The organism is Phycisphaeraceae bacterium, assembly GCA_020851465.1.
In the GTDB taxonomy this organism is placed as follows: domain Bacteria; phylum Planctomycetota; class Phycisphaerae; order Phycisphaerales; family Phycisphaeraceae; genus JADZCR01.
The window spans coordinates 798,196-823,116 of sequence record JADZCR010000006.1 but is presented as its reverse complement, the minus strand read 5'-3'; the positions used below and the strand labels follow the sequence as shown (position 1 = coordinate 823,116).

The following is a 24,921-nucleotide window of genomic DNA, read 5'->3' as shown; positions in this document are numbered from 1 at the left end:
AGATCGCAGTTTTCCCCGGGACGTTTGACCCATTCACAAACGGTCACCTCGACGTGATTCGCCGCGGTGAAAACCTGTTTGATCGCCTCGTCGTCGCTATTGGTCACAATCCCGCCAAGCGTGAGTTGTTTTCCATCGAGGAGCGGCTCGACATGGTTACGACTATCGTCCGCGAAGTGTGTACCCATGTGACGGTGGAGAGTTTTCGGGGTTTGACGGTGGACTACGCCAAAAAAATCGGTGCCGCAGTTATCCTTCGAGGTCTGCGAAATGTGACGGACCTTCATTATGAATTTCAGCTTGCACTGACTAACCGCGCGGTAGCGGATATTGAGACCGTGTTCATTATGACGGGTGAAGCCTATGGGTTTACCAGCTCCAGCCTGATCAAGCAGATTGCGGCAGGTGGCGAGATTGATCGTTTGGGCCGCCTGCTCCCGCCGCTGGTCGTGGAGAAACTCAAGGAAAAGAAGCGTAAACTCGGCGAATCGTTTTCCTCGCTTCGCACCGATGATCTGCAGGACGGGTAACGCATGGATTACCGCGTAATCAGCATCGGCTCGCTCAGCCAGCACGAGCTTTGGAATGAAAGAGGCCAGTCGCGAACCCCTCACGCGACGACGACACTCATCCGCAGCGGTGATCGTGTGATTCTTGTTGATCCGGGGTTGCCTCCACAAGTCATCACCGCCCGGCTACAGGAGCGCAGCGGATTGGAGCCATCAGCTGTTACTGATGTCTTTTTGACAAACTTTCGCCCGGCGCATCGACGAGGAATATCCGCTTTTACCCAGGCAAGATGGCTCATCAGTGAAACGGAGCGTGAAAACGTCGGACGCGCACTGGTTGAGATGTTTCAGCGTGAGAAGGACGAAGCGACACAACGGATATTGCAGGAAGAAATATCAATTCTCAAAACGTGTGCAGTGGCTCCTGATCGGATTGCTCCGCAGGTGGATCTGTTTCCCTTGCCGGGATTTACGCCGGGAACAGCGGGGCTGTTGCTGGCCTTTGTCAATTCGACGGTTCTGATCGCCGGTGACGCGGTCGCCACCTCGGAGCATCTCGAACAAGGCCGCGTTCTGCGCGGCGCCGTCGATGCTGGAAAGGCCAAGGAAAGCCTGGTCGAAGCTATCGAGATCGCGGATGTCATCATTCCCGGCCACGACAATATGGTTATCAACCCCACGCGAAAAGCATTCTGATCCCTATCGTCGAGTTTTCCATGAGCACCACGGTTCATCCGAAACCCGTTGTTGATCTGCTCCGTGATATGGTTGCTATCGACACGGTTAATTCCAACTACTCCCTGAGAAAGTTCCCAGAAGGTCGATTGACGGATTATCTCGAGCAGACTGCGACAGAGGCCGGCTTTGAGACACGACGAATGGTTGTCCCCGAGCAGGGTGAAAATCTGATCGTTACATACCGCGTCTCGCCGAATGCTCCATGGCTGATGTTCGAGAGTCATCTCGATACGGTGGTGGTGGACGGAATGACGATCGATCCCTTTGGGGCAACGATTCACAGCGGACGGATATGGGGACGAGGTTCGTGCGATACGAAAGGCACCGGAGCTGCGATGTTTTGCGCGCTGCAGCGCTACGCAGCTCAGGGAGGACAAAACAATATCGCCATCGCCTATACGGTGGATGAAGAATACGGCATGACCGGTGTTCGGGCACTGATCCGAGATTGGTCTTTGCTGGGATTTAATCCTGTGGGGGTGATCGTCGGCGAGCCGACACGGTTAAGGCCGATAGTGGCGCACAACGGCGCGGTGAGGTGGCGTATTGTCACCAAAGGCATCGCTGCACACGCCGCTGATCCATCCAAAGGCCGGTCAGCTATTTCAGACATGATGCGCATCGTGGATGCGGTCGAGTCGCGCTATATTCCCTCGCTGAACGCCAGGCATGAACTAACCGGCAAGGCGCAATGCAGCGTCAATCAGATCAAAGGCGGCAGTCAGATCAATATCATCCCAGCCGAATGCGAGATAAGAATCGATCGCCGCGTAGTCCCCGGAGAAAACCCGGAGAATGTGTTGCCGGATGTGGCAGCACTGCTGGACGAAGTGAAGGCAAGCCGTCCTGGGATGGAGATTGAGCAACATCTGCTTTTCGCCTGCCCGCCGCTGACGACAAAACATAACGCATCCTTGCTGCAATCAGTTCAGGCTACGTTGTCAGCGATGAGTCTCGATGGAACCGCGGGCGGTGTTCCTTATGCGACGGATGCTGGCGGACTCGACGAGGCAGGCATACCAGCTGTTGTCATCGGGCCGGGTGATATCGCGCAGGCGCATACCAAAGATGAATATCTGGAACTGGATCAATTGCACCGCGGGGTGGACCTGTATTTTGAGCTGATGCGGGCGAAGTTGCGGTAGTTTCCTAACGGTGGCTTATGGGTGTATTCGAAGTTTCTGCCGCGGCATTGTCCTGCCCGAGAGCCTCACCCGTCAGATGAAGAAAAACATCCTCAAGCGTAGGCCGACCGACGGTCAGTGCGCGGATTCTGCCGGCAAAAACAGCTGCTACCGAGGCGATCAACGCCGCACCGTCGGATCGTTCAAATCGAATACGTCCATCAACGACGCTGGGGGCTGCCTTTTCCGTCCAGGGGCCGAATTTTTCGCGGATCGCCTGTGCCAGAGCATCAGCCGCTTGATCAGACTCCGGCTCGATCAGGACTACATCGCCTCCGATGCGGGCTTTAAGATTTGACGGTGTATCGATCGCGACGAGTTTCCCACGGGAGAGGATCGCTAGTCGGTCGCAGCGTTCCGCTTCGTCCATGAGGTGAGTCGTCAGTGCGACGGTGACACCTCGCGAGCGCAGACCATCCAGTAATGACCAGACATCCCGCCGTGCGTTGGGATCGAGTCCTGTAGCGGGTTCGTCGAGCAGGAGCAGGCGGGGATGATGCAGCAGAGCTTTAGCCAACTCAACGCGACGGCGCATTCCGCCGCTGAATGTCTCAACGCGATCATTTTTCAAGTCGTGGAGATTGACACCCGACAGGGCTGCGTCGATCCGTCGAGTCAGATCCGCGCCCAACAGACCATAAAGATGTCCTTGATGACGCAGGTTTTCCTCTGCGGAGAGTTTCAGGTCGAGGCTGGGGTTCTGAAAGACGACGCCGAGGTGCTCGCGGGCGAGGGCGGGAGAGGTGAGAGCATCAAACCCGAAGATGCGTACCTCGCCGCTGGTCGGTCGAAGCATGGTTGAGAGTATTCGGAAGAGGGTTGTTTTCCCGCCGCCATTTGGGCCGAGGATGCCGAAAAATTCACCGGGATGGATAGATAGCGATACACCACCCAACGCGGGGCGTGATGAATTGCCGGTCGATGATGCGCTAGGCCGCCTCGCACGACGTCCGGAGGCAGGCGGGTACGTGTGAGTGAGATTGATAACTCTGACCGCAGCATCCGACTCGTCGCTCGCACCCGTGCGTTCATTCGTGATGGCGGGTGCACGGGTCATGGTACGGCTCGGGTCGAAGATTACTCGGCGGATTCCTCGTGATTTCCACTCGCTGCTGATGGGGCTTCAGCGGGGCTGGACACATTTACAACTGCGGGTTCGGCATGAGTGGTGTCGCGGCTTTCCGGCTCAGAAGCACCTGCAGGCCCGTTCTTGTCATGACTACCCGGCTCGGCGTGGCTGTTGGCGTGAGGGTTGTACTCCGCGAGGTTCGGTACGAAGTTATCGTTCTTACCTTGATTCTTGAGAGTGAGATTATCCGAGAGCGTCACCAGAATCGCGATCATTGATGCGAGAAAAGGTACGAGAGCGAAAGTCACGATGAGCTGTTTTTCAAACTTGAGGTGCATGAAATAGACCATCACGATTGCCGCTTTGGGAATCGTGAAGACCAGCAGCAACAGCACCATGGCGATTTTGGGGAAGATCGGTTGGCCGTGCTCAGCGGTACGATGCCAGAATTCAAAAAGTCCGACCTCCGCGGCCGTCAACGCCAGGAGGGCGAGGAATAAGCCCCAGAGCGGCACGGTGTGCGCACCACGGTGCGACGCCGAAGCGTTGGAATGTCCATGATCGGTGGTAGCTGATGTGCTCATAGGTTAGATCTCAATGCGTGGTGCGTAGGCCCTATTTCGGAGGCGGTGCTTGTTGATGGCAGCGTGGTCTTAACAGAATGTGATGATCTTCGGATCCCCGTATTCAATTTACATCAGGTACACAATCGCAAACAGAATGATCCAGACCAGATCGACAAAGTGCCAGTAAAGTCCGGTCAATTCCACAGCAGCGTAATTTTTTGCATGAAACTTGCCGCAAAGTCCCATGAGCGACAGAACAACCAGGGCGACGACGCCTAATAAAACGTGCAGACCGTGGAACCCGGTCATCGCATAGAAGCACGAGCCGAACAGGTTTGCGTCAGGCCGTACGCCGGCATGCCAAAGCTCGTAGTACTCAAATCCCTGTACTCCGACGAAGAGTGCTCCGAAGAGCGTGGTGAGGATCATGCCCCAGTTGCCTTGCTTGATCTTGTCCGCCTGATACCCCTGAAGGCCCCAGACCAGCGTGACGGAGGAACAGATCAGAAGGAACGTGTTGGCAGCGGTGAGCGGGACGTTCAGTGCTTTGGTCGGGTCGGGCCAATTACTGAAGTTCTGACCGCCGCGAAGCACGATGTACGCACCGATCAAGCCGGTGAAGAACATGACTTCCGACGCCAGAAAAAGCCATAGTGCGATTTTGCCGTTATGGATGCCGGTCTTGAGAACCGATCCATGCGCCATGAGCACTGGTTCGTGAGATTGACCGCCGAGAGCGTGGCTGTGAGCGGCGGGGTTGAGCGTAGCCTGCGACATTGCGACTCCTTTGCTTTCAACTTGAGGCGGGGCGGTTGGCCCGGCGTTATACGCGGTCGATCACCATCAGGGCGAATACCAGCGGCAGATACACCAGTGACGCAAAAAACAAGGCACGAGCGAGGGTTCGCGTCTGGCCGATCACCAGCGCGATTCCAAATCCGAGGAACATCAAACCAGCAAGCATCGCACCGATGAAGTAGATCATTCCGCTCATGTGCATGGCTGTGGGCAACAGCCCCAGCGGAAGCAGGGCGAGACAGCCGAGAAGTATCTGCCTCGAAGTGGCACGGCCGTCGGGATCGACGACGGGCAGCATCGGCATGCCAGCCCGGGCGTAATCTTCCTTATACAGCCACGCGATCGCCAGAAAGTGTGGCAGCTGCCAGAGGAAGAGAATCGCAAACATGATCCATGCTTCGACCCCGATTCGATTCTGCGCCGCAGTGAATCCCATGACCGGAGGCAGGGCACCGGGTATGGCCCCAACAATCGTACAGATGCTCGATACACGCTTCATCGGCGTGTAAAGAAGGACATATGACGCAATGGTTATCGCTGAAAGCAGAGCGGTTAGCGGGTTGATGAGCAGCAACACCGACACACCCGCAACCGACAACAGCAGGCCGATGCCGCTGGCCGTGCGGGCGGTCATACGTCCTGCTGGAAGGGGACGATCGGCGGTACGCTTCATCAGGCCGTCGGTCTGGCGTTCGATGACCTGATTGAGCGTGCAGGCTCCCATACATGAGAGCGACGTGCCGATCAGCGTGACGATCAAGGTGAACCAGTATTCCGCGCTCGTCATCATCGTGCCGCGGGCGGCAAAGGCGAAGCCCAGGTAGGCTGTAACCGCCACCATCAAAGTGATACGTGGCTTGGTGAGGAGGCTCAAGTCACGGAAACGGATAGTGCCGGCCCGTACGGGCCCTTGTGACAGTGCCAGAGATTCTTCAGCTTCACTGGTGAGTTGCATCATGCCTTGACGCCTCCCAGCGTTATCGCTCCGTTTGGAGTGCTGCTGTGGGCAGGATCTGATGAGGGATTGGAAACGACACCGTAACGGGAGACGATCCGTACACGAATTGCGATATACACAGCCGTCGCCAGCACGAGTGCTCCGGTAGCCTGGTGAGCGGTGGCGATCTCAGGGTGACGTCCAGTCCAGATCACCGTGGCTCCCAGCGCCACTTGCGCGATGAGAAGGCCGGCAAGAAAAATCAGCGGACGACGAATCGCACCCTCATCCGGGAACGCAAGGCTGGCCTTTGCAATCACGACCACGGCTGCGGCAATAACGATCAGTGCCCAAACCCGGTGGGCGAAGTTCACGCCAACCTGTGCGACGGTGTAATAAGCGTGAGGGCCTTGATCGTAAGGAATCTCATCCATCGCAGCCCGGATTCCATCATTGGTCAATGGCGGAATGATGTGGCCGTAGGAAGTCGGAAAGTCAGGGATTGCGATGCCTGCACCGTAATGGCGGATCATTGCTCCCAGACTCAGTTGCACGAGCAGAGCGATGATGAGGCAGGTTGTCGCCAGTCTCAGGCTGCGGCTGACTGAGTGGCAGATTTCAGCGGCCGATGCGGTACGCTGAATCCACCAGCGACCTGTGGCCATAGCGATCACCAGCAACACACAGAGAAAAAGCTGGCCGGTGATGCCGTGTGCCACCGCCAGTGGTGTGGCAAGTGACGGCCAGTGATTGACAAACGTCACACGAAAACCGCCCATGATGCCCTGCACGATGACCAGAACAAGAGCGAAGATCCCGAGAATTCGCAGCCAGGGGCGAGATGCTTGGGTAATCCAAAGCCAGACCGCGAGAATGATCGTGAGAAATCCGACGCCGGATGCCCAGAGCCGATGAGTGTGTTCCCAGAAGATCCCACCCTGCCACATTGAGGGGGGAAACAGGAACATGTTGTAGTTGTAAGTGGTCGGCCAGTCAGGTACTGACAGGCCGACGCCTTTGCTCGTCACCGTTCCGCCCAGAGCCAGCAGAGCCAACGTAAGCGCGGTGAGCACCCATGCGAAGTCCTGGAGAGCGGGACGATAGAGAACAGACACGCCCTGTCTGTCGGCTGCGCCTTGGATCACCCCTTCACGAGAGGGAGTCACCACGGGATGTTGTTGGCCAGGGTTCATTCAAAGAATCGAGGTACGTTCGGATACATAAACGAAGGTTAATTACAGCAGGAAGCTCTCCGTGGTTAGTGACCCGCAGGTTCCACAACACCCGGCGGGAGCTGCTGCGGTTGTGGTAGGTAGTCCTCCTTAACCACAGGCGAACTGAACTCGTACGGACCGCGATAAACCGTCGGGATCTCGGGGAAGTTGACGAATGGCGGCGGAGAGCTGGTGCACCACTCCAGTGAATTAGCGTGCCAGGGGTTGTCGCCGACCGCGTAACCAAACTCATCACGCGGGCGAGCCAGCACGAGGTACGCCAGCCCCGGAATCACCATCAGCAGCACGAAGACCCAGCGGAGGTGGAACAAAGCCGGGACATGCAGCCACATGTAAGCATCGGGCTTGAGCAGCACCGGCATCAGGAACATGGGCAATGCCACCAGGTAGAGCAGACGCTGGAGCAACCCGCCAAGGTGAACCGCGCGACCGACACCCCAGATGATCCAGATCGCTGCGATCAGAGCCAGGAAGTAGGGGATCGCCAGTCCCAGCGGGACCAAAGCCCAACTGAACACCGCGATGCCGTAGCCAGCCTTTGCGTTGCCTGCTTCATCTGCGAGCAGCGCACCGCCTGCTGCGAGCTTGGCTGAAGTCAAGATGAAGGCAATCGTGACCAAGCCAATGACGGAGATACCGATTTTCCAGCCGCGTGTGTATTCCCTGAGCATCAGGAGAATGAGAACCGCTATCGTCGCGCTCAACAGCAGGGAGCCGACCCAGACCTGAGTGACGGAGAAGCCGTTCTCCGACTGTGCGAGCATGCTGAAGATTGGACTTACGTCGCTGATGGTGTTCCACGCAGTCAGACCGATGAGCATCGGCCCGCCAAGCATAATCAGGAACAGTGCGACGATCGCACGGCTGAGTTTGAAGGGAAGGCTTGCGAAAAAGTTGTAGAAGAAGGGGATCTGTGCCATGCCCAGCATCAACGCACCAATGGTCATCAGCACGTTCAACGGCTGGAGATGCTTGAGCGTGTCGTATTCCATGATCGAGGCATATCGCCGCGGATGACCGCCGATACCCAGAATGTGCATCGTGAAGAAGGTGATGTTGAACGCGATAATCGTCATCCAGAAATGGATCACGCCCCATTTCTGATTCAACTGTCGGCCGAACATTTTCGGGAACCAGTAATAGATACCGGCAAAGATGCCGAACATCGATCCGCCAAAGAGCACGTAGTGGATGTGGGCGACGATGAAGTAGGTGTCATGGATGTGAATATCCACGGGTGCCGAGGCCATGAAGATGCCCGACAACCCGCCGATGACGAACATTGAGACGAAGCCCAGAGCGTTGAGCATCGCGGGAGTGAACCGGATGTTGCCGCCCCAGAGTGTGCCGAGCCAGTTGAAGGTCTTGATGGCGGAGGGCACCGCAATCATGATCGTGCCAGCCATGAAGGTGGTTCCCAGCGTGGGGTTCATCCCCGACTGGAACATGTGGTGACCCCACACGATGAAGCCCAATCCGGAGATCGCCATCATGGCGAAGACCATGGGCTTGTACCCGAAGATCGGCTTACGGCTGAAGGTCGCCAGTACGTCGCTGACCACACCCATCGCGGGAAGGATCATGATGTACACCGCCGGGTGGGAATAGAACCAGAACAGGTGCTGCCACATCAGCGGCTGGCCGCCCTGGGCCGGTTGGAAAAAGACCGTGCCGAGCGTACGGTCAAGGAGCAGGAGCACCATGGCCGAGGTGAGCACGGGAGTCGAGAAAAGTGCCAGTGTGGCTGTGATGAAAACAGACCAGACGGTCAGCGGCATGCGGAACATCGTCATACCCGGTGCCCGCATGTTGATCGTGGTTGTGATGTAGTTGAGGGCGCCGACGACCGAGCTGAATCCGACGAACGCCACGCCGGCGATCCACAGCGTTGTTCCCAGGTTAGGCATGAACGCCTTGGTCGAAAGGGTGGGGTACATCGTCCACCCGCCGCCAGCCGGCCCGCCGGGGGTCCAGAAGCTGACGATCATGATGATGCCTGCGGGTACTGCCAGCCAGAACGAGAGGGCGTTAAGCCGGGGGAAGGCCATATCCTTGGCACCGATCATCAGCGGCACTACAAAGTTTCCAAAGCCACCAATGAGCATCGGGATGATGACAAAGAAGATCATCACCGATGCGTGCATCGTGAAAAGCTGGAGATAGGCATCTTCGGCCAGCTTGTGTTTGTTGTAGGTTACGGTTGTCGCGGAAACTTCGTCGAGATTTCCGTCGGAAACTTCGATACTTTTGTCCTCAGCTTTAACGGTCTGTGCTTTGATCTCCAGAGAGACTGGCGTCGCTTCGAGTCGAAGGGGCAGGAGAATGTGACGGTTGCTGACGATCTCTGTCGTCGTCTTTTGCGTGCCGTCGGGGTGACGCTGTTCGATGCCCGTAAGGACATAGGTCTGACCGTCGGCCGTGACTTTAGTGCCGACCACGGTACGGGCATCGTTCCTGTTATAGTCGTAGTCGCCCATCACTTCGTCGGCGGCGACAAAGCCATCGACGGGCTTGGACAACACGGTCTCCGGCTCCTCGCCGATTTTGACCTGAGTGCCCGCGGGAATGGTGATAGCCAGTCCTTTGGGGAAGCTGGTGAGTGTAGCCTTGGTACCCGTGGGGAAAGTCTTACCGCCGGATTCCACATCACTCTTGAGAATCACCTCATGGCCGAGGTGCCAGAGTGCGACGTTGAATTCAGGGGCGATTTGTGTGGAATGCCCAGGCAGGAGAGCAGCGTAGGGCACGTTCTGGTTAGGCCAGGCAAGCTGATAACGCACGCCCAATGCCAACAGACCGCCAACGATCACGAACAGCAGACTCGTGAACGTGAACTGGATTCCGATGATCTTGTGGTCGGTTGAGAAAATGTATTTGCGCCAGAAGCCTGTGGGGGCTGCATGTCCGCCATGATCGCCATGGCCTGCGTCGTTGTGGGTTGAATCGTGCGTGCTCATATTCTGGTTTACCTATCCTTACAAGAGCATGGTCCAATTTTGGTCAGGTTGCGGTTGCCGTCTTACACAGCCGCCGCGGGAATCAATCTCAGATCAATATCCTTCGTCGCCGCTGTTTTCCGCCACGACATTGGCGTCGTTGATCTTGGTGAACTCGGCGTACTCGGCTTCGCCGACGACGTACATCGTGCCTTTCATCTTGAAGTGACCTTGCCCACAGAGTTCGGCACAGACCACGTCGAAAGGCTTGTTGTCGGAAATCTTCACGCGAGAGCCGCTGGCGGAATCGTCGAGCTGAAGAGGGGGATCGTCGGGATTACGGCCAATGATTTCACCACTGGTCTTCTCCGACTGAAACCAGAGCTTGCCATTCATGCCGGGGACCGCATCCTGTTTGATCCGGAAGTTTGGGAGAAAGAAGCTGTGAATAACGTCGATGCTGGTGAGTGTGCAGTTGACCGATCGCCCGACGGGGATCACCAGCAACGGTAGGACGTAATCGTCCTTGGCTGCTTCATCAGAGCGATCGAGGCCGACAACTTCTTCCGGCGTTCCCTTGGGCTTGCGCAGTGAAGGGAGGGTGCGGCCGAGCTTGCCGTCCTTGCCGGGGTAATGGAAGTTCCATGCAAACTGCTGGGCGATGATGCCCATCTGAATCGTCTTGGGATCGTTGACCATCTTGGCGGGCGGATTTTTGATGTTTGACCAGCTCGCCTGGCTGAATACCGCCGTCAGCGCGAGGATGATTGTCGGGATCAGCGTCCAGACTGTCTCGAGCTTGTTGTTGCCGTGGATGAAAGTTGCATGTCTTCCATCGCGGTGCCGGTATCGGTAAAGGAAAACAAAGAACGCAATGAAGACCGCGATATTGATCGCCACGGTCAGGTAGAGGCAGTAATAAAAAAGATGGTCCACCGTATGACTGAAAGTCGAAACTCCTTCGGGCAGCCAATAATGCTTGATACCCGAAGACTCCTGGCTCTCCGCCAACGCGGGCGATGCCAGCGAAAGCGCGGTCAGGAGTACTGTGATTGTGGTGGAAATGAGGCTGATCCGAGTCTTGCGGGGAGGTCGCAAAGCCTGCTCCTTGGATGGCCTTGGGTAGGCCAAGTATGCCCGTAACGGCCAAGCCGATCCGAGCGAATCGCGGATACACATATTTGCGGCGTCTTAAAGATGTGCCGCACTCTTCTTCGGGCGAAGGACGAAGTGGCTGACGGCGTGCCCCTTGGAAATTGAATCTGCCACGCGCCGGTCAATCACACTGAAAACTTAACCTGATCCGATTGTGAAAATCGGGGCGGCCGCGCTAACGACCGCCCCGGGAAAATTACTTTTTCGGAGCTGGCGGGCTGTAGGTCACATCAGCCTCGGTAGTCTTGCCTTCCTCAACCTTGACCGTCAAGGTTTTGTGGTCGGGCGTGAACTTGTCGTTTTCGTGCCAGAAGGTCAGTTCATATTCACCAGCCGGAAGTCCCTTGATTTCAAAGCTGCCGTCCTGCTGTGTGACCGCGAAGAACGGATTGTCGAGCACATGGACATACGCAATCATCCATGGGTGGACATCGCAGCCGACAGGGATGGCGTGCTCAGGCTTGACGAACTTGATGTTGGTCGAAGCACCCGCCGTGGTGGGAGAGTTGAATTCCTTGTTGGCGGTCGGTTTGGCGTGGACGTTGTGGAGGGTGTTGTCGCTGTTTTTGACCAGCAGATCCTGATCCTTAACGATACCCAGAACATGCGGCGTGTAGAGGCAGCCAACCTGATCCAGTTCCGGCTTGGCGTTCAGAGGCTTGTAGGTTTTGCTGTTGTCCACACCCTTGCTGACATAAACCAGGACGTTCTGAAGGGTGTTGTTGTCACCCCAGACGAAGTTTTCGGACAGTGGGGCCGCATCTTTGTGAGCAGCGGCGCAAGCCTTGTCAGTCGTAGCATTGAAGGATCGCAGGATCGGACGCTTTTTTTGTTCGCCATTGAACTTGGCATAGCCCTTGATCGTACCGCCGGCACCTTCCGCTCCGCCGACATTGATCTTCAACTGGTGTTCAGCGGCGGCTTCCTCGGCGTGGACCGGGCTGATCCACGAACCAAATGCCAGTGCTCCGCAGACGGCAGCAATTCCTAGATTGATACTCATTTTCTTCATGGTGAAACTCCTTCTTAATCAAAACGAGATTCAAGGTCCGGACGTCCAGTCGGTTTACTTTGAGTTTTCGACGTCGGGATTCAGCCAGGGGCGACACACGTCGCGACTGTAGGAAAGCAATCTTAGCATCCACAATCGGTCGCTTCCACGCGGGCAGGCATCCTGGCCTGCACCTGAAACGTGAAGGGTTACTATTTTAGGGCAAATGTTCCTCTCGCTCAACGGGCGGACTGCAAATCAAAGCTGGTTCACAAAATTATTTCACCGTCATCGTCGCGTCGGCACGAACCGATTGATCCGCGGCTACGGTTACTTCAATCGTAGTCGGAGCTACACGCTTATCGTCATGGATGACGCCTAGCGTGTATTTCCCCGGAGGCAGCCCCTTGATTTCGTACCGGCCTTCCATGTCTGTCACCGCCGCGAAGGGGTGAGGGAAAACATGGACCCAGGCATTCATCCAGGGGTGGACATCGCAGCCGATGGGGATCGAGTTTTCAGCCTTGGTGAATTTGAGCTTTTCACTGACACCAGCAGTCTGCGGAATGTTCATTTCCTTATTGAGCTTGGGCTTGGTATGGACATTGTGGAGTGTATTGTCTCCGTTCTTAACCAACAGCGGTTGGTTCACCATCACCACCTGCACATGGGGCAGGTACTGGCAGCCCACCTGATCCATCTCCGGCGAGCCGACCGGCTCAAACTTCGCACCGGCAGGCAGGCCATCCTTCACATAAACCACCGCATTACGGAGAGTCTTGTCAGGATTGATAATGATGTCCTCGGTCAGAATGCTGCCATGTATCTTGGCGCATGCGGCATCGGTAACGATAAGTCTTTTACGGGGAGGCTGGCGGCCCTCCGCTGAGATTACGCCAACGACGCGCGTACCTTTGAACGGCACGGAGCCTTCATTGAGTTCGATCGAAGACGTCGCGGCCTCCTTTTGGAGGACGGCTGGTGTCTTGGTTTCAGGAGTCGAAGCAGGACTTGGCGCAGGTGTCTCAGCCTTGGGTTGAGCAGGTGTCGGCTCAGGCGCGGACACGGTCTGCTCGTTCTGTGGCGGGATTATGATCGGCGTTGCTTCGCGATTTGGTCCCTGTGCCGGCGCGACATCCTTATACGGAGGCAGCACCTCATCCGCCTTTGGCGGTGCTCCGTAAAGCTGTTCGCTGCCCGGTGTGTAATTTTGCCGACTCGCCTGATACACAAAGTCGAGCACGAGACGGATCTGCTCATCGCCGGTGGAGCCAAACAGTGCGTGGGCCTTTTCCTTAGCTTCCTCCGGCTGCGTGAGGAAATACGACGACGGCTCACCAGCCGCGTAGAACTTGCCGGAGATCGGATCAATCGCCGGGAAGAAGGTCAACATACGTGTGCCGGGCATGAGGAATTGTGGTATCTGGACCCAGTGATAGACCCAGTTGTATTGCAGGCGTTGCGATACCGCGATGAGGTTGGGCGCGTAGAGTCCCGTGGGCACTTCGGGAGAGGAGAGCTTGAGGTAGGGTGTTAGTTCCTCGCTGCTCGAGGAGTCGTCGCCGTAGGGGTCTTCCTCCTCACCCTGATCTGCCGCCTTTGATCCGCCGCTGTCACCTGAGTCGCCGTAGGGATCTTCTTCTTCCTCGGTCGGCACAGGCGGAGCGGATGCTGCGTTCAACTTCGCAAGTTTTGCCAGCACATCGGGATCACCCAGCGTGTGACAAAGCTGGCAGTTCAACGCGACGAATAGCTGCCTGCCTCGTTCGAAACTATCTGGCGTCGGGCTTGGAGGCGGGCCGCCAGGGAACGGATAAGAAGTCTGATACGTATTGCGCAGGAAGTTGAAGGCGTACATCAACGTCTTCCACTTCACCCGTCGATCTTCAAGGGTCGATAAGCGTTCATCGAAGTCGGCGGGTTTCGCCAACCTCGCTTCGAGCGCCAGGTGTTCGAGCCGCTTGACAGCCGGAGCCAGCGAGTCCTCTGCAAACCAATCAGAGTTCGGATTGGTGCGTTGATATGCCTCGATAGGCGCGGTCAAAGCCGCGATACGGGCACCGAGCATTTCAGAGTCTCCTCCGAAATACTCCACCAGGTAGGCCGCATGATCTTTGGCACTCGGTGATGTCGCGGTGGCCGTCAACCCGACACTGGTGTCGTGCAGTGCAAAGCTGGGCATGCGGACTTTCAGCCACGGACGGATCAGATGGACGTTGAGCAGGAACTTGTGCAGCCACTCCGGCTGAGTTCTCGCACCTTCACCCACCAAACGCGGCGGGGCGAAGTCGGTCATCTTGGTCAGATCCACCGTGCCGTCGGCATTGTGGATGGGCAAGAGGTCCTGAATGTGAATGGCGTTGCCGTCGATTTCGTGACAGCCATAGCAGTTGTACAACGTCGCAAGCTGGCGGCCTCTGGCGACCCGCATCTTGGCGTCGGAATAGGTCTTCTTTGCGATGGCGTCGGATACCAAAGGCTTGCGCAAACTGGTGACGAACGTCACCAGCGAACGCACTTCCTCATCCTTGAGGAAGAACTTGGGCATCTTGATCTTGTCATAGGGCTTGCCGACCGTGTCGGTTTCGCCTTTCTTCATGGCAGCAACCGCAGCATCTACGGTGGGGAAACGGCTTTCGAGCGATTCACGACCCCGGTCATAAACACGTGTGTTGTGAAGCTTGTTATAGAGCCACGGCCGCCGCTCCAGTTGCATGTGCTCCCACGCCAGCTCCTTGAGGTGGATCCTGGCTTCTGGTCCTTGCGTGTCGTGGTACGAAATCTGCGGCGCATCGGAGCCGAGACCTTCATGATCCACCTTCCAGACTGGCTGCGGTTTCTCCCGCTGCTGGTCGAATGCGTGGTCGAAATAGCCGAAGTCGAGCTTATGAGGATCTTTGACACCCCAATCATCCAGCTGAGCGCAGGGTGAGGTTGCGTTCTCCAGCCCATTGATCTGGTGGCAACTGTTACACCCGTAATGGGTGATCATCTTCTTGCCAAGGAAGTGAAGCTTTTCCTCATCGCTCCATGCATGAGCTGTGCTGTTGGGGACGGCAGGGTCAGCGACTTTGCCTGCGAGAATATCACGGGCATACGCGGTCGTTACCTGCCCTGATTTGAGGCCGGCAACCAGCTCCGTGAGCATCGTCTTTCCCGAATCGTCCAAAGCCAGGAAGTTTTCCGGCTTGTAGTCAGGTCTCTCCAGCGAGAGCAGATAGGCCGTCAGATCATTTGCCTCTTCTTCCGACAGGCGGAAGCTGGGCATGATCGTGTAGGACGAGTAGTGACGCGGATTCCGTACCCAGTCGTAGGTCCATGCGCGAGCCTGCTCGCTGGTTCGTCCAGCTTTGAGCTTGGTGCCGACACCTGAAAGCTCCGGCCCGACGAGCATAAGCTTTTCGCTTAGATGCTCCAGCGCGTACCAGTGTCGCTGGTTATAGCTCATCGAGGTGTATTTTGACTTTGCTTCCTTCACGCCTAAGCCGCTGCGCTTGACGAGATCTTCGACGATCATCGTCTCGCCTTGCTCCGCCATATTGGTGTGGCACGCCATGCACCCGACGCTGGTGAACAGCTCACGGCCTTTTGCCACGTCGCCTTCGGTCGCCGGTGGTTTTTCGGGGTTGTAGGTATTCAGCGCCACAAGATGAGCGGTTTCCTTCAGCTCGTCGTTAAGCTTGGCTGCATCGCCGAGCTTGAGCTTGCGCGTGCCTTCATCCATCGGCTGAGAAAGCTCAGCTTGCAACTGCTGCTTCTTTTTCTGCAAGTCATGCAGTGTCGTCTCATAGCCCAGCGGTTCATTGAGGAGGTAGTAGGTAATCGCTGCGACTTCTGTTCGCGTGCGCAGGATGTCGATCGGGCTTGAATTGTTCTCAAGCATAAAGAAATGCGGCATCCGCGTCATCGGGCGAAATGCGCGAGGTGACCAGATCCAACTGGCGGTCATCTCCGGCGAAAGTTTGTCGTGCAAATGCGCGAGGCTCGGCCCGACTTTCTTCAGATCGAGTGAATGTCCGATCTGCTCGACAAGGTGGCAGTTGGCGCAGCCAAGTTGTGCAAAGAGTCTGCGTCCTTCAAAGAGCCGGGGCGCGTCGTCACGAATATCAAAGACCTCACTGTGGCAGCGTGAGCAGCTCGACTCGATGTAGTCGAGCGTGTTCATCGGCTTTTCCCAGTGCATGTAATGGACCTCTGCCCAGCCGTACTTGCGAGTCCAGTATTCCTCCTGCGTGATCGCCTGTCGGGTGCCTGATGCGTCGGTGGCGATGCTTGTGTAGATCGCTTCGCTGTCGTGGTGCGGCTCCTCGGGTGCAAAGGGAGCCGGATTATTCGGGTCGGTGAGCTTGATGTCCTGATGAGTGGAGACGCCGTGACCAGACGATCCGTTACCACCAGCATGCGCGTCCTGCTGAGATGCCGCGATGTTGTCGTGAGTCTCACCAGCTTTCGCGGACGCCAGCGTTACCGTTGCAGTGCCGTGGTCGGCAACTTTGGCGTCGTCCTTTCCGTTGCCTGGCGCGTGTTTGTCGCTCTTGAGCAGGAATGCGGGGACCGGCGCACCGGTTGTTGCATCCACCCAGATGTCGCGTGGCGAATGGGCGGTATGCTCGAATTGCGTCTCCTGTCCCGACCCTTCATGGCAGACGGTGCAACCCATCGTCTTCATCGGGTGCTTTGATTCAGCTTCGGCATAGAGATCAAGCCGTGGGTGAGCCAGCAACACCGAGCTGGCACTGACGGGTGATAAGCCAGCCTTTTTCCGCTGCACGTTATAGGCGTCAACCAATGCGTGGCGGTACAACCCACGAACTTCCTTGGATTGCTCCGCTCCCGCTTCCTCGCGGACGATCCGCTTGAGGTCCTCTATATAGAGAACGGCCTGACGCTGGCGGGCACGGAATTGATCTCGTGCAGTATTCCACGCAGCAAGTGCCTTATTTCGGCTTTCCCACTCGGCGTGAGCCTTCTGGTGTTCCGCCTTTTGAGCATCCGTGGCATTCTCAGGCAGGCGTGGTTCGCTGCCGGGCACCGGTTGGGCGCCAAGTGCTGCCTGTCCTGAATTTTCAACAAAGGCATCCAGGCCTGCGTCGTCGATGGCTTTCCCACCCTGCGCGGACAGCAAATCGTTGATCGCGGTCAGTGCCTTTTCCCGTGCTGCTTTAGCTTTGGTCTGCGCCTGCTCTCCGAGCACGTCAATCGCACGCTTCCAGAAACCGGTCATCACCAGCGGCTGGTCGAGTTCGTTCACCGCCTGACCGCCGCTGATCGCCAGCTGACGTTCGACAAATCCGATCAGCGTCGATTCCTCGAACTTGGGATTGTCGATGTTGACGTGGCAGGTCTGGCATCGATCGATCGTCTCGACCGTGAGGAAGTTCAGGTCAGTACGCACGTCAGGAACGACGACCTGCTGGACCTTCTGGTCAGGATTGAACCAGTCGGACAGCGGCGCGTTTCGAAATTTTTCCGTGAACTTTTTACCGAGCGTGTCCGGCTCTAGCTTGTCGATTTTTTCCTGAAGAGTGGTGGTTGTTCGCTCCAGGTCATCGATACGTTTTTTATTTGATGCGATTTCCGACTGCTTGTTTGCGATCTTCTGGCTCAGTTCTTCGATTGCCAGATCAATCTCGGACATCCTCGCAAACTTCTGGTCGTACTCACTCTGCTTTTTCTGAAGGGCTTTGAAGGCATCTTTGGATTGGGGAGAGTCTTCGCCGTAAGCAAGCCGCGCTTTCTCATAGACCTGAGTCAGGGGAGTCAGCTCGCCTTTGTCCTTGCGCATGGGCAGGTCTAGCGTGGCTTTATCCCGTTCCTGAGTATCCAGATCTTTCTGAAGCTGTGTTAGCTCCTCGTCCGGCTTCTGTGCCTGTAACAACGCCAGCTCGTGCTTGCGCTCGGCGAGTTCCGCCTTCTGGTCGGCGTTCATCGCGTTCTTCGCGGCGTCGCGGTTCATTGCGACTTCCCACGTTTTGGCGTCGTCCTGATAACCACGCCAAGGCTTTTCGTGGTCGGCTTTGAGCATCCAGAGCATCGAGCCCAGGAGCAACACTGCCGTCACGGCAAACACGATGTTGAGCTTCTTAATATTCCAAAACGTTTCCGTCGGTACGGGCATGCGATCCTCGCTTAGGGACGCCGATCATTCCCGATCGGCGCGGCAGACCAGTGCGAGTGGGCATTGTAGGAAAAGCGATACCCGACGCAAAAGTGATCCGTTGCTTTTGCACCATCGCCAGCCTGACGGACGGCCTTAATGCGCCGCTGCTTTGCTCCGCCGGCCGGGGCGGGTACAATATCCCCGTGAACTTGGCCCTGATTACCATCATGATTATTGGGAGCAACCCTTGACCGGCAGGGCCTGTGATCGCATTTGATCGACACTAGACCCTGCCTTGGCAGGGTTTTTTTATTCTTGCTGACAATTTCACGATTCAAACAATTCGGCGAGTATCAGTGAAGCATGATGAAGGAGTTTTTATGACGACCTCGAAAACGCAGCCTGAGCATTCCCCCATGACTGCCGAAGCCGCTCCGCCCCGTCACATCGAGATCTATGACACGACTCTACGCGACGGTACGCAGGGTGAAGGCGTTGCCCTGAGTCTGGTGGATAAGCTCAAGATCGCTCAGCATCTCGACGCTCTGGGAGTGGACTACATCGAGGGCGGCTATCCCTTGTCGAACCCCAAAGACGCAGCTTTTTTTGACGAGGTGCGGAAGCTTACTTTTTCCTGCGCGAAAATCTGTGCCTTTGGCATGACACGCCGAAAGGGTATCTCGCCCGATGATGATCCGGGAATGAAGGCTCTGGTTGATGCGAAATCTCCCGTGGTCACCATTGTCGGCAAGACGTGGGATCTGCACGTGGATGAAATATTGCGCATCACCCGTGATGAAAACCTTGCCATGATCCGGGAATCGCTGGCGTTTTGTAAGAGCGCTGGTCGTGAGGTTTTTTACGATGCGGAACACTTTTTCGACGGATTCCGCGCTAATCGTGAATACGCCTTGCAGACTCTCGCGGCTGCGCTCGAAGGGGGTGCTTCTCGAATCGTCCTCTGTGACACCAACGGCGGATCGCTTCCTTCGTGGATCGCGAAAGCTGTCTCGGAAGTTGAGAAATTTCTTAAGACAAACCCGGAGGCCCGACATACGAGGCTGGGCATCCATTGTCACAACGATTCGGGGCTTGCTGTTGCCAACTCACTAGCTGCGGTCGAAGCCGGCTGTGTCCAGGTTCAGGGAACTATCAATGGCATCGGTGAACGCTGCGGCAACGTGGATCTGACTACCGTCATCGCCAACATCAATCTCAAACTTCACGACCGCTACAGGTGCCTTCATGGGCAGTCGCTCGAACGACTCACAGATACGAGCCGGTTTGTTTACGAACTGGCCAACCTCAGTCTGGTGCCGTATCAACCGTTCGTCGGTAGTGCTGCCTTTGCGCACAAGGGCGGAATGCACGTCCACGCAGTGCAGCGATTGGCGCACAGCTATGAGCACGTACCGCCTGAAAAGGTTGGCAATTCTCGACGGGTGCTCGTCAGTGAGCTTTCCGGTGCAAGCAATATCGTGGCGACGCTGGGGAAAAAGTTTTCCATCGAAGACGACAAGGCTGTCCAGCGTAAAGTGCTCCAGCGTGTGCAGGATCTTGAGCATCAGGGTTATCAATTCGAGGCAGCACGCGCGAGTTTCGAGCTGCTTCTATATGAGGAACTCGGTAAGCGGCCCGCCTTCTGGAAGCTGCATCAATACCGATGTGTAATCGCCAAGAGTGACGGCGGAAATCCGACGACCGAAAGCACGGTGAAGCTGGAAGTCAACGGCAAGATCGAACATCAGGTGGCGGAAGGGGACGGACCGGTCAACGCTCTGGATGGTGCGCTGCGACGATGTCTGGAGCCGCATTACCCGCAGCTCAAGTTGGTCCACCTACGCGACTTTAAGGTTCGCGTGGTAAACCCGACTGCCGAGTCAGCAGCGAAGGTGCGCGTCATTATCGAGTTTGCCGTGCGAAAAAACGGCCAGGTAGTTCCGGCGGATTATTTCACGACGATCGGTGTCAATGAGAATATCGTGGACGCTGCGTGGCAGGCGCTTACGGATGCCTTTGCCTATCACCTGATCGAAGCGAAATAGGTTGGCGGATAAATTCTGAACCGGCAGGTGAAGTTCTTACTTTTGCGTCTTGCCGATGAAGAAGCCCGCTGCCGCGAAGACCAGTGCTACCACGATCGCGATGCCGGCATACACCAGGACGTTGGCTCCAGCCATTGCCGCGGTGATCTTGCTGGGTACATCGACAACCGCCGAAGATGCCAGGAAGAGTCCGACGATCAAAATGAAAGTGGCCACCAGCAGTGCGCCGGTAGTCATGCCGCTGCCTGCTGGATCGTACACCTCTTCTTCAGGCGTCATGTTCACCATGGCGACCTGAGCAGTGTCGTTGGGTTGCAGGTTTTCCAAACCGCTGGCACCGGATTCCAGCGCGATCGCGCCGTCGAATACACCTGATGACCCGGGTACCGAAGCACCCTTGGCTGCGCCGCCGCCTTCGCCGCCCGGATAGATTTCATCCAGCAGTTCAGCGCCGAGACTGGTGTCGTCGCTCTCGCGGGTCAGATCGAGCAGACCGCTGCCTGAGCCGACGCTCTCCAGCGCGAGTTGCTCCTGATCCGCGATCGGAGTTGTGACCTGCGTCTGTGCCATCGGGTCGGCATGTTCCACTTCGCTGGAATCGAACACGCTCACGCCGGTCGCCTGTCGCGGGTCTTCCTTGCGAGGAGGTTTTTCATCGGTGAGGCTGATGGCATCGGTGTCGCCGCTACTGGCCAGGGGGATGGAGCTTTCGTCATTAGGGTCGCTCTCACCGCCGGCGAGGTTGTCCACCTGTTCGCGCTTGAACATGAGTTTGTCACGGTCACGGAACTGCTGGAGCTTGCCGGAGGTCGCCATCTCGCGCACCTGATCGGTGCTGAGTTTGAGCTTCTCAGCGGTTTCTTCGATTGTGTAAAACATCTTTGCCATGACTTGCTCCTTGCGGTGCGTGGGTGGCTTTTAGCGGCGACCGTGGCACTGGGCCAGTATCCGCCGTGGGTGTGTAACCATTGTACCCTGCATAAACTTAGGATATTTGGTCGATGCTGACAAGGGGTTTTGATCCGCGAGGGGTTATCTGACGGTCAGGCCTATTGTTTCTGAATCCTTTAATTACGCGAGTAATACGCCGTTCCGCGACTCATTGAACATTTCGATCTGGCCTTCTCGAATTTGCCTGCCTCGCTCGAAGGTCTGCGCATCGCCCACCTGACCGACCTGCATATCGAGCGTCCTCGTCAGAGACATCAGCGGATCATTAAGGAACTGGCACTTTGTCGTCCTGACCTGATTTTTTTTACCGGCGACTACATGAGTTACTCCGGCGATGAGCAGGTCGCCATGACGCAGATGGAGCAGATTACCCGCGGCCTGCGTCCGCCGCACGGCATCTACGGCGTCTTCGGAAATCATGACACGCTTGAGTTCCGAACAATGGCAAAAAATCTACCCGTCAAATGGCTGGTCAATGAATCACATGTGATGCCGGAGCTTGGAATCGAATTGCTCGGCCTGGATATGGATCGCGGTCACCTGACTGATGTGACCCGCCTGGTCTGCGACTGGCATGCGAAGTCGGCCACATCATCATCGGAGCGACCGCTGCTGCGTCTCATGCTCGCTCATATGCATACGTTCCTGCCTGCCGCGGGTGATCTGGGGGTTGACATCATGTTCTGTGGTCACACGCATGGCGGTCAGTGCCGACTACCGGGAGGATTCGCGCTGCGCAATTCATCCGATCTGCCGCTGAGTTTAACCAGCGGAATCTTTCGACATCAAAACACGCTTGCGGCGGTGTCACGCGGCCTGGGGGAGGTGAATCTGCCGTTCCGTCTTTTCTGTCCGCCGCATTTGCCGGTCTATACGCTTCGCCGTGGTATCGGCCTGGGAGAGCACACGTATGAAGTGCGGAGGCTGCGGAAGTGGTGAATCCCCGATGGCTGTGGGGAAGTCTTGTGAAACGAAGACATTCTGCTGTAAGTCAGGTATGTCGGTTGTGTTCTTATGACGCTTCACAACAATATCACTCACATGCCCGGGGACGAGTCCATAACTAATAAGGGTGGTATCGGCGTCACGCTGCGCGATGTCGAGCGGCGGTTTGATGACCAGACTGTGGCTTTTCAGGGCATCAATCTTGAAGTCAACTCCGGTGAGTTCGTGGCATTGCTGGGGCCTTCGGGTTGTGGTAAGTCCACGTTGCTCCGTCTTGTAGCGGGTCTGGATCGGCCGCAGAAGGGAACGGTTTCGCTGGGTGGCCGACATATGGACGCGACGACGGGGCGGTCGGACCTCGCATTCGTTTTTCAGGATGCACAATTATTACCCTGGCGTAACGTCCTTGGGAATGTCGCGCTGCCATTAGAGTTGCAAGGTATTGATAAGGTGCAGCGCGAAGCTGCCGCACAACGCGCGATCGCAGAGGTCGGTCTCAACGAAGCGATCCGCCGATATCCCGCTCAACTCTCCGGCGGTATGAAGATGCGTGTCTCGCTGGCGCGGGCATTAGTAACACAGCCGCGATTGCTTTTGCTTGACGAGCCTTTTGCCGCCCTTGATGAAATGACGCGCCACCGACTCGATGAGCAGCTTCGTGATCTGTGGAACCGACTGAATATGACCGTACTCTTTGTCACGCATTCGATCACCGAGGCTGTGTATCTCGCGCAGCGGGCGGTTGTGTTGTCAAAGCGTCCGGCACGGATTGTGGCTGATGAGCGGTTCGACCTGCCGAGGGAACGGACTCATGTGCTTCGCGAGGATCAGGCCTTTTCTCGCTGGACAGCCAAGGTTTACAAAATACTCGAACGAGAAGGAGCTTGATGAAGGCAGCCCGGATCATCCTGCCGCCTGCCGTTGCATTGTTGGGCGCGATCGTGCTGTGGGAAATCGTGGTGCGCGTGTCCGGTGTCGCTCCGACGATGCTTCCCGGCCCGTTACGGGTGTGGCAGGCTTTTTTAGAGTCGCAGGCCCCGTTATGGCGTGCTGCATGGATTAGCGCGCAGGCGGCGATCGCAGGATTTCTGCTGGCAGGATTGCTCGGTGTGATTGCTGCGATTTTTCTTTCGAGCAGCCGTCTGGTGGAAAGGGCGTTTTATCCCTTCACCATTTTTCTCCAGACCGTGCCGCTGGTCGCCATTGCGCCGCTGGTACTCGTCTGGTGTGGGCCAGGCAAGCTGCCGGTAATCGTCCTGGCACTGGTGGTGTCGATTTTCCCCGTGATCGCCAACACGCTCATCGGCCTGCGTTCCGTGGACCCGGCATTGCATGACATGTTCAAACTCTACGGTGCCTCACCCTGGGCGCGACTTTTCAAGCTCAAACTTCCATCCGCACTACCGAGTATTTTTACCGGCTTGCGCATCGCTGCCGGGTTGGCGGTCATTGGTACGATCGTCGGTGAATCGGTGGCGAGCTTCATTGGGCATGATGCGGGGCTGGGAATGATCGTGCTGGGCAGCTCGCGGGTGGCTCGCACTGATTATCTCTTTGCCGCGGTGGTGATGGCGTCCCTGCTCGGTCTGGTCTTGTTTGGAACCGTGAACCTCACGGGATATCTTCTGCTGCGTCGCTGGCATGCATCGGCACAGGAGCGGGAATAGCCGCTGCTATCGTGATCCAAACGGTCCTCAACCCAATCGGAACTTCACATGACATTACTCAAGCATTGCTTCGTCGCTGCCTCATTGATAGGCAGCCTGCTGCTGATGGGCTGTGATTACAACGCGGAGCCGCCTACCGTCACCGATTCAGCGTCTCCGGCTGCGACGTTAGATAAGGTCAGTCTCCAGCTCAACTGGTTTCCTGAACCGGAGTTTGGCGGGATCTATGAAGCCGAGCGGGCCGGCATCTTCAAAAAGTATGGCCTGGAAGTGACGATCCTTCAGGGCGGGCCCAACGTCCCAGCGGTGCAATTGGTCACCAGCGGACGTGTTGATATGGGCATCGCAGCCGCCGATGAGGTGATTAACTTCCGACTTCAGGGCGACGATCTGGTAGCGATCTTTGCCACCTATCAGACTTCACCGCAAGGCATCATGGTTCACGACAGCAATCCCGCCGGATCGATTCCCGAACTTCTGGCGGCTGGCGGAGACATCGCGGTCCAACCTGAGATCGCTTATGTCAAATACTTCGAGAAAAAATATGACGTGTCCAAGATTCGCTTCATCGCCTACGACGGCGGGGTGGCGCAGTTTCTCAATAATCCCGCATACGTGCAGCAGTGCTTTGTTTTCTCCGAACCGGTCGCGGCCAAGCAACAAGGCGCAAAGCCTAAGGTCTTTCTCATTGCCGACACGGGGTTCAATCCATATACAGCGGTGGTGGTGACACGTGGTGAGTTCTTGAAGAAAAATCACGAGATTGCTGCGAGATTCGCTGCGGCATTGGCGGAGGGGTGGCGGGCGTACCTCGATAATCCCGCCCCCGCCAATGAAATGATGGCCAAACTGAACCCGAATATGGATCTCAAAACATTCGCCCAGGCTGCCGAGGCCCAGAAGCCGCTCATTGAAAATCAGGAAACCGCTGAGCATGGGCTGGGTTCGATGAGTAAGGAACGCTGGATCGAGTTGAGCAAGCAGCTTGTCGAGATCGGCATCGCAAAACACACGGTTGAGCCGGAGAAGTGTTTTGTAAATCTGAAATGATGAGGACGTCAGGTACGCACCACGGCGCGTCATCCCTGTCGGAGT

General features: G+C 56.7%; 18 protein-coding genes. 8 read left to right on the top strand and 10 right to left on the bottom strand.

Annotation, left to right across the window (positions count from 1 at the left end; genetic code table 11):
* The 3 genes from coaD to IT444_09990 form a co-directional block, all read left to right on the top strand.
* On the top strand, positions 1 to 530 hold a 530-nt coding region (gene coaD, locus IT444_10000; GenBank protein ID MCC7193098.1), incomplete at its 5' end, for a pantetheine-phosphate adenylyltransferase.
* A 3-nt stretch (positions 531 to 533) separates the two neighbouring features.
* Positions 534 to 1,205, top strand: coding sequence for an MBL fold metallo-hydrolase (locus tag IT444_09995; GenBank protein ID MCC7193097.1), 672 nt, complete (start codon positions 534 to 536; stop codon positions 1,203 to 1,205).
* Positions 1,206 to 1,225: 20 nt separating this feature from the next.
* A complete protein-coding gene (locus IT444_09990; GenBank protein MCC7193096.1) occupies positions 1,226 to 2,392 on the top strand; it encodes a M20 family metallopeptidase in 1,167 nt (388 codons plus the stop codon).
* Positions 2,393 to 2,396: 4 nt separating this feature from the next.
* On the opposite strand, the gene IT444_09985 is transcribed toward IT444_09990, so the two are convergent.
* The 9 genes from IT444_09985 to IT444_09945 all read right to left on the bottom strand — a co-directional run bounded on the left by IT444_09985 (position 2,397) and on the right by IT444_09945 (position 18,236).
* Positions 2,397 to 3,488: an ATP-binding cassette domain-containing protein gene (locus tag IT444_09985; GenBank protein ID MCC7193095.1), complete on the bottom strand. Its 1,092-nt coding sequence runs from the start codon at positions 3,486 to 3,488 to the stop codon at positions 2,397 to 2,399.
* A 20-nt stretch (positions 3,489 to 3,508) separates the two neighbouring features.
* Positions 3,509 to 4,084, bottom strand: coding sequence for a cytochrome C oxidase subunit IV family protein (locus tag IT444_09980; protein MCC7193094.1), 576 nt, complete (start codon positions 4,082 to 4,084; stop codon positions 3,509 to 3,511).
* Between the two features lie 108 nt (positions 4,085 to 4,192).
* Positions 4,193 to 4,843: a heme-copper oxidase subunit III gene (locus IT444_09975; protein ID MCC7193093.1), complete on the bottom strand. Its 651-nt coding sequence runs from the start codon at positions 4,841 to 4,843 to the stop codon at positions 4,193 to 4,195.
* Positions 4,844 to 4,889: 46 nt separating this feature from the next.
* The gene (gene cyoE / locus IT444_09970) at positions 4,890 to 5,822 is read right to left on the bottom strand and encodes a protoheme IX farnesyltransferase (GenBank protein ID MCC7193092.1); all 933 of its coding nucleotides are present in this window, start codon (positions 5,820 to 5,822) and stop codon (positions 4,890 to 4,892) included.
* The gene (locus IT444_09965; GenBank protein MCC7193091.1) at positions 5,819 to 6,994 is read right to left on the bottom strand and encodes a COX15/CtaA family protein; all 1,176 of its coding nucleotides are present in this window, start codon (positions 6,992 to 6,994) and stop codon (positions 5,819 to 5,821) included. Before IT444_09965 ends, cyoE begins: the two co-directional genes overlap by 4 nt.
* 65 nt (positions 6,995 to 7,059) lie before the next feature.
* Positions 7,060 to 9,993 carry a cbb3-type cytochrome c oxidase subunit I gene (locus IT444_09960; GenBank protein MCC7193090.1) on the bottom strand — a complete coding sequence of 978 codons (2,934 nt, stop codon included), beginning with the start codon at positions 9,991 to 9,993 and terminating at the stop codon, positions 7,060 to 7,062.
* Between the two features lie 93 nt (positions 9,994 to 10,086).
* Positions 10,087 to 11,070: a cytochrome c oxidase subunit II gene (locus tag IT444_09955; GenBank protein ID MCC7193089.1), complete on the bottom strand. Its 984-nt coding sequence runs from the start codon at positions 11,068 to 11,070 to the stop codon at positions 10,087 to 10,089.
* Positions 11,071 to 11,323: 253 nt separating this feature from the next.
* Complete coding sequence (locus tag IT444_09950; protein MCC7193088.1) at positions 11,324 to 12,139, bottom strand: hypothetical protein; 816 nt, start codon at positions 12,137 to 12,139, stop codon at positions 11,324 to 11,326.
* Positions 12,140 to 12,395: 256 nt separating this feature from the next.
* Positions 12,396 to 18,236, bottom strand: coding sequence for a c-type cytochrome (locus tag IT444_09945; protein ID MCC7193087.1), 5,841 nt, complete (start codon positions 18,234 to 18,236; stop codon positions 12,396 to 12,398).
* 398 nt (positions 18,237 to 18,634) lie between these two features.
* On the opposite strand from IT444_09945, the gene IT444_09940 reads away from it, so the two are divergent.
* On the top strand, positions 18,635 to 20,263 hold the full coding sequence (locus IT444_09940; GenBank protein MCC7193086.1) for a citramalate synthase: 1,629 nt from the start codon (positions 18,635 to 18,637) through the stop codon (positions 20,261 to 20,263).
* 36 nt (positions 20,264 to 20,299) lie between these two features.
* Here IT444_09940 and IT444_09935 read toward each other — a convergent pair whose 3' ends face one another.
* Entirely contained in the window at positions 20,300 to 21,151 is an 852-nt protein-coding gene (locus IT444_09935; protein ID MCC7193085.1) for a helix-turn-helix domain-containing protein, read from the bottom strand.
* A gap of 243 nt (positions 21,152 to 21,394) precedes the next feature.
* On the opposite strand from IT444_09935, the gene IT444_09930 reads away from it, so the two are divergent.
* The 4 genes from IT444_09930 (at position 21,395) to IT444_09915 (ending at position 24,876) form a co-directional block, all read left to right on the top strand.
* Entirely contained in the window at positions 21,395 to 22,153 is a 759-nt protein-coding gene (locus tag IT444_09930; GenBank protein MCC7193084.1) for a metallophosphoesterase family protein, read from the top strand.
* A 75-nt stretch (positions 22,154 to 22,228) separates the two neighbouring features.
* Entirely contained in the window at positions 22,229 to 23,047 is an 819-nt protein-coding gene (locus IT444_09925; GenBank protein ID MCC7193083.1) for an ABC transporter ATP-binding protein, read from the top strand.
* Positions 23,047 to 23,826 carry an ABC transporter permease gene (locus tag IT444_09920; GenBank protein ID MCC7193082.1) on the top strand — a complete coding sequence of 260 codons (780 nt, stop codon included), beginning with the start codon at positions 23,047 to 23,049 and terminating at the stop codon, positions 23,824 to 23,826. Before IT444_09925 ends, IT444_09920 begins: the two co-directional genes overlap by 1 nt.
* 48 nt (positions 23,827 to 23,874) lie before the next feature.
* Complete coding sequence (locus IT444_09915; GenBank protein MCC7193081.1) at positions 23,875 to 24,876, top strand: ABC transporter substrate-binding protein; 1,002 nt, start codon at positions 23,875 to 23,877, stop codon at positions 24,874 to 24,876.
* Positions 24,877 to 24,921 lie beyond the last annotated feature (45 nt).

Coding starts and splice junctions, on each gene's coding strand:
- IT444_09995 (MCC7193097.1), top strand. CDS start 534: ATGGATTACCGCGTAATCAGCATCGGCTCGCTCAGCCAGCACGAGCTT.
- IT444_09990 (MCC7193096.1), top strand. CDS start 1,226: ATGAGCACCACGGTTCATCCGAAACCCGTTGTTGATCTGCTCCGTGAT.
- IT444_09985 (MCC7193095.1), bottom strand. CDS start 3,488: ATGACCCGTGCACCCGCCATCACGAATGAACGCACGGGTGCGAGCGAC.
- IT444_09980 (MCC7193094.1), bottom strand. CDS start 4,084: ATGAGCACATCAGCTACCACCGATCATGGACATTCCAACGCTTCGGCG.
- IT444_09975 (MCC7193093.1), bottom strand. CDS start 4,843: ATGTCGCAGGCTACGCTCAACCCCGCCGCTCACAGCCACGCTCTCGGC.
- cyoE (MCC7193092.1), bottom strand. CDS start 5,822: ATGATGCAACTCACCAGTGAAGCTGAAGAATCTCTGGCACTGTCACAA.
- IT444_09965 (MCC7193091.1), bottom strand. CDS start 6,994: ATGAACCCTGGCCAACAACATCCCGTGGTGACTCCCTCTCGTGAAGGG.
- IT444_09960 (MCC7193090.1), bottom strand. CDS start 9,993: ATGAGCACGCACGATTCAACCCACAACGACGCAGGCCATGGCGATCAT.
- IT444_09950 (MCC7193088.1), bottom strand. CDS start 12,139: ATGAAGAAAATGAGTATCAATCTAGGAATTGCTGCCGTCTGCGGAGCA.
- IT444_09945 (MCC7193087.1), bottom strand. CDS start 18,236: ATGCCCGTACCGACGGAAACGTTTTGGAATATTAAGAAGCTCAACATC.
- IT444_09940 (MCC7193086.1), top strand. CDS start 18,635: ATGACTGCCGAAGCCGCTCCGCCCCGTCACATCGAGATCTATGACACG.
- IT444_09935 (MCC7193085.1), bottom strand. CDS start 21,151: ATGGCAAAGATGTTTTACACAATCGAAGAAACCGCTGAGAAGCTCAAA.
- IT444_09925 (MCC7193083.1), top strand. CDS start 22,229: ATGACGCTTCACAACAATATCACTCACATGCCCGGGGACGAGTCCATA.
- IT444_09920 (MCC7193082.1), top strand. CDS start 23,047: ATGAAGGCAGCCCGGATCATCCTGCCGCCTGCCGTTGCATTGTTGGGC.
- IT444_09915 (MCC7193081.1), top strand. CDS start 23,875: ATGACATTACTCAAGCATTGCTTCGTCGCTGCCTCATTGATAGGCAGC.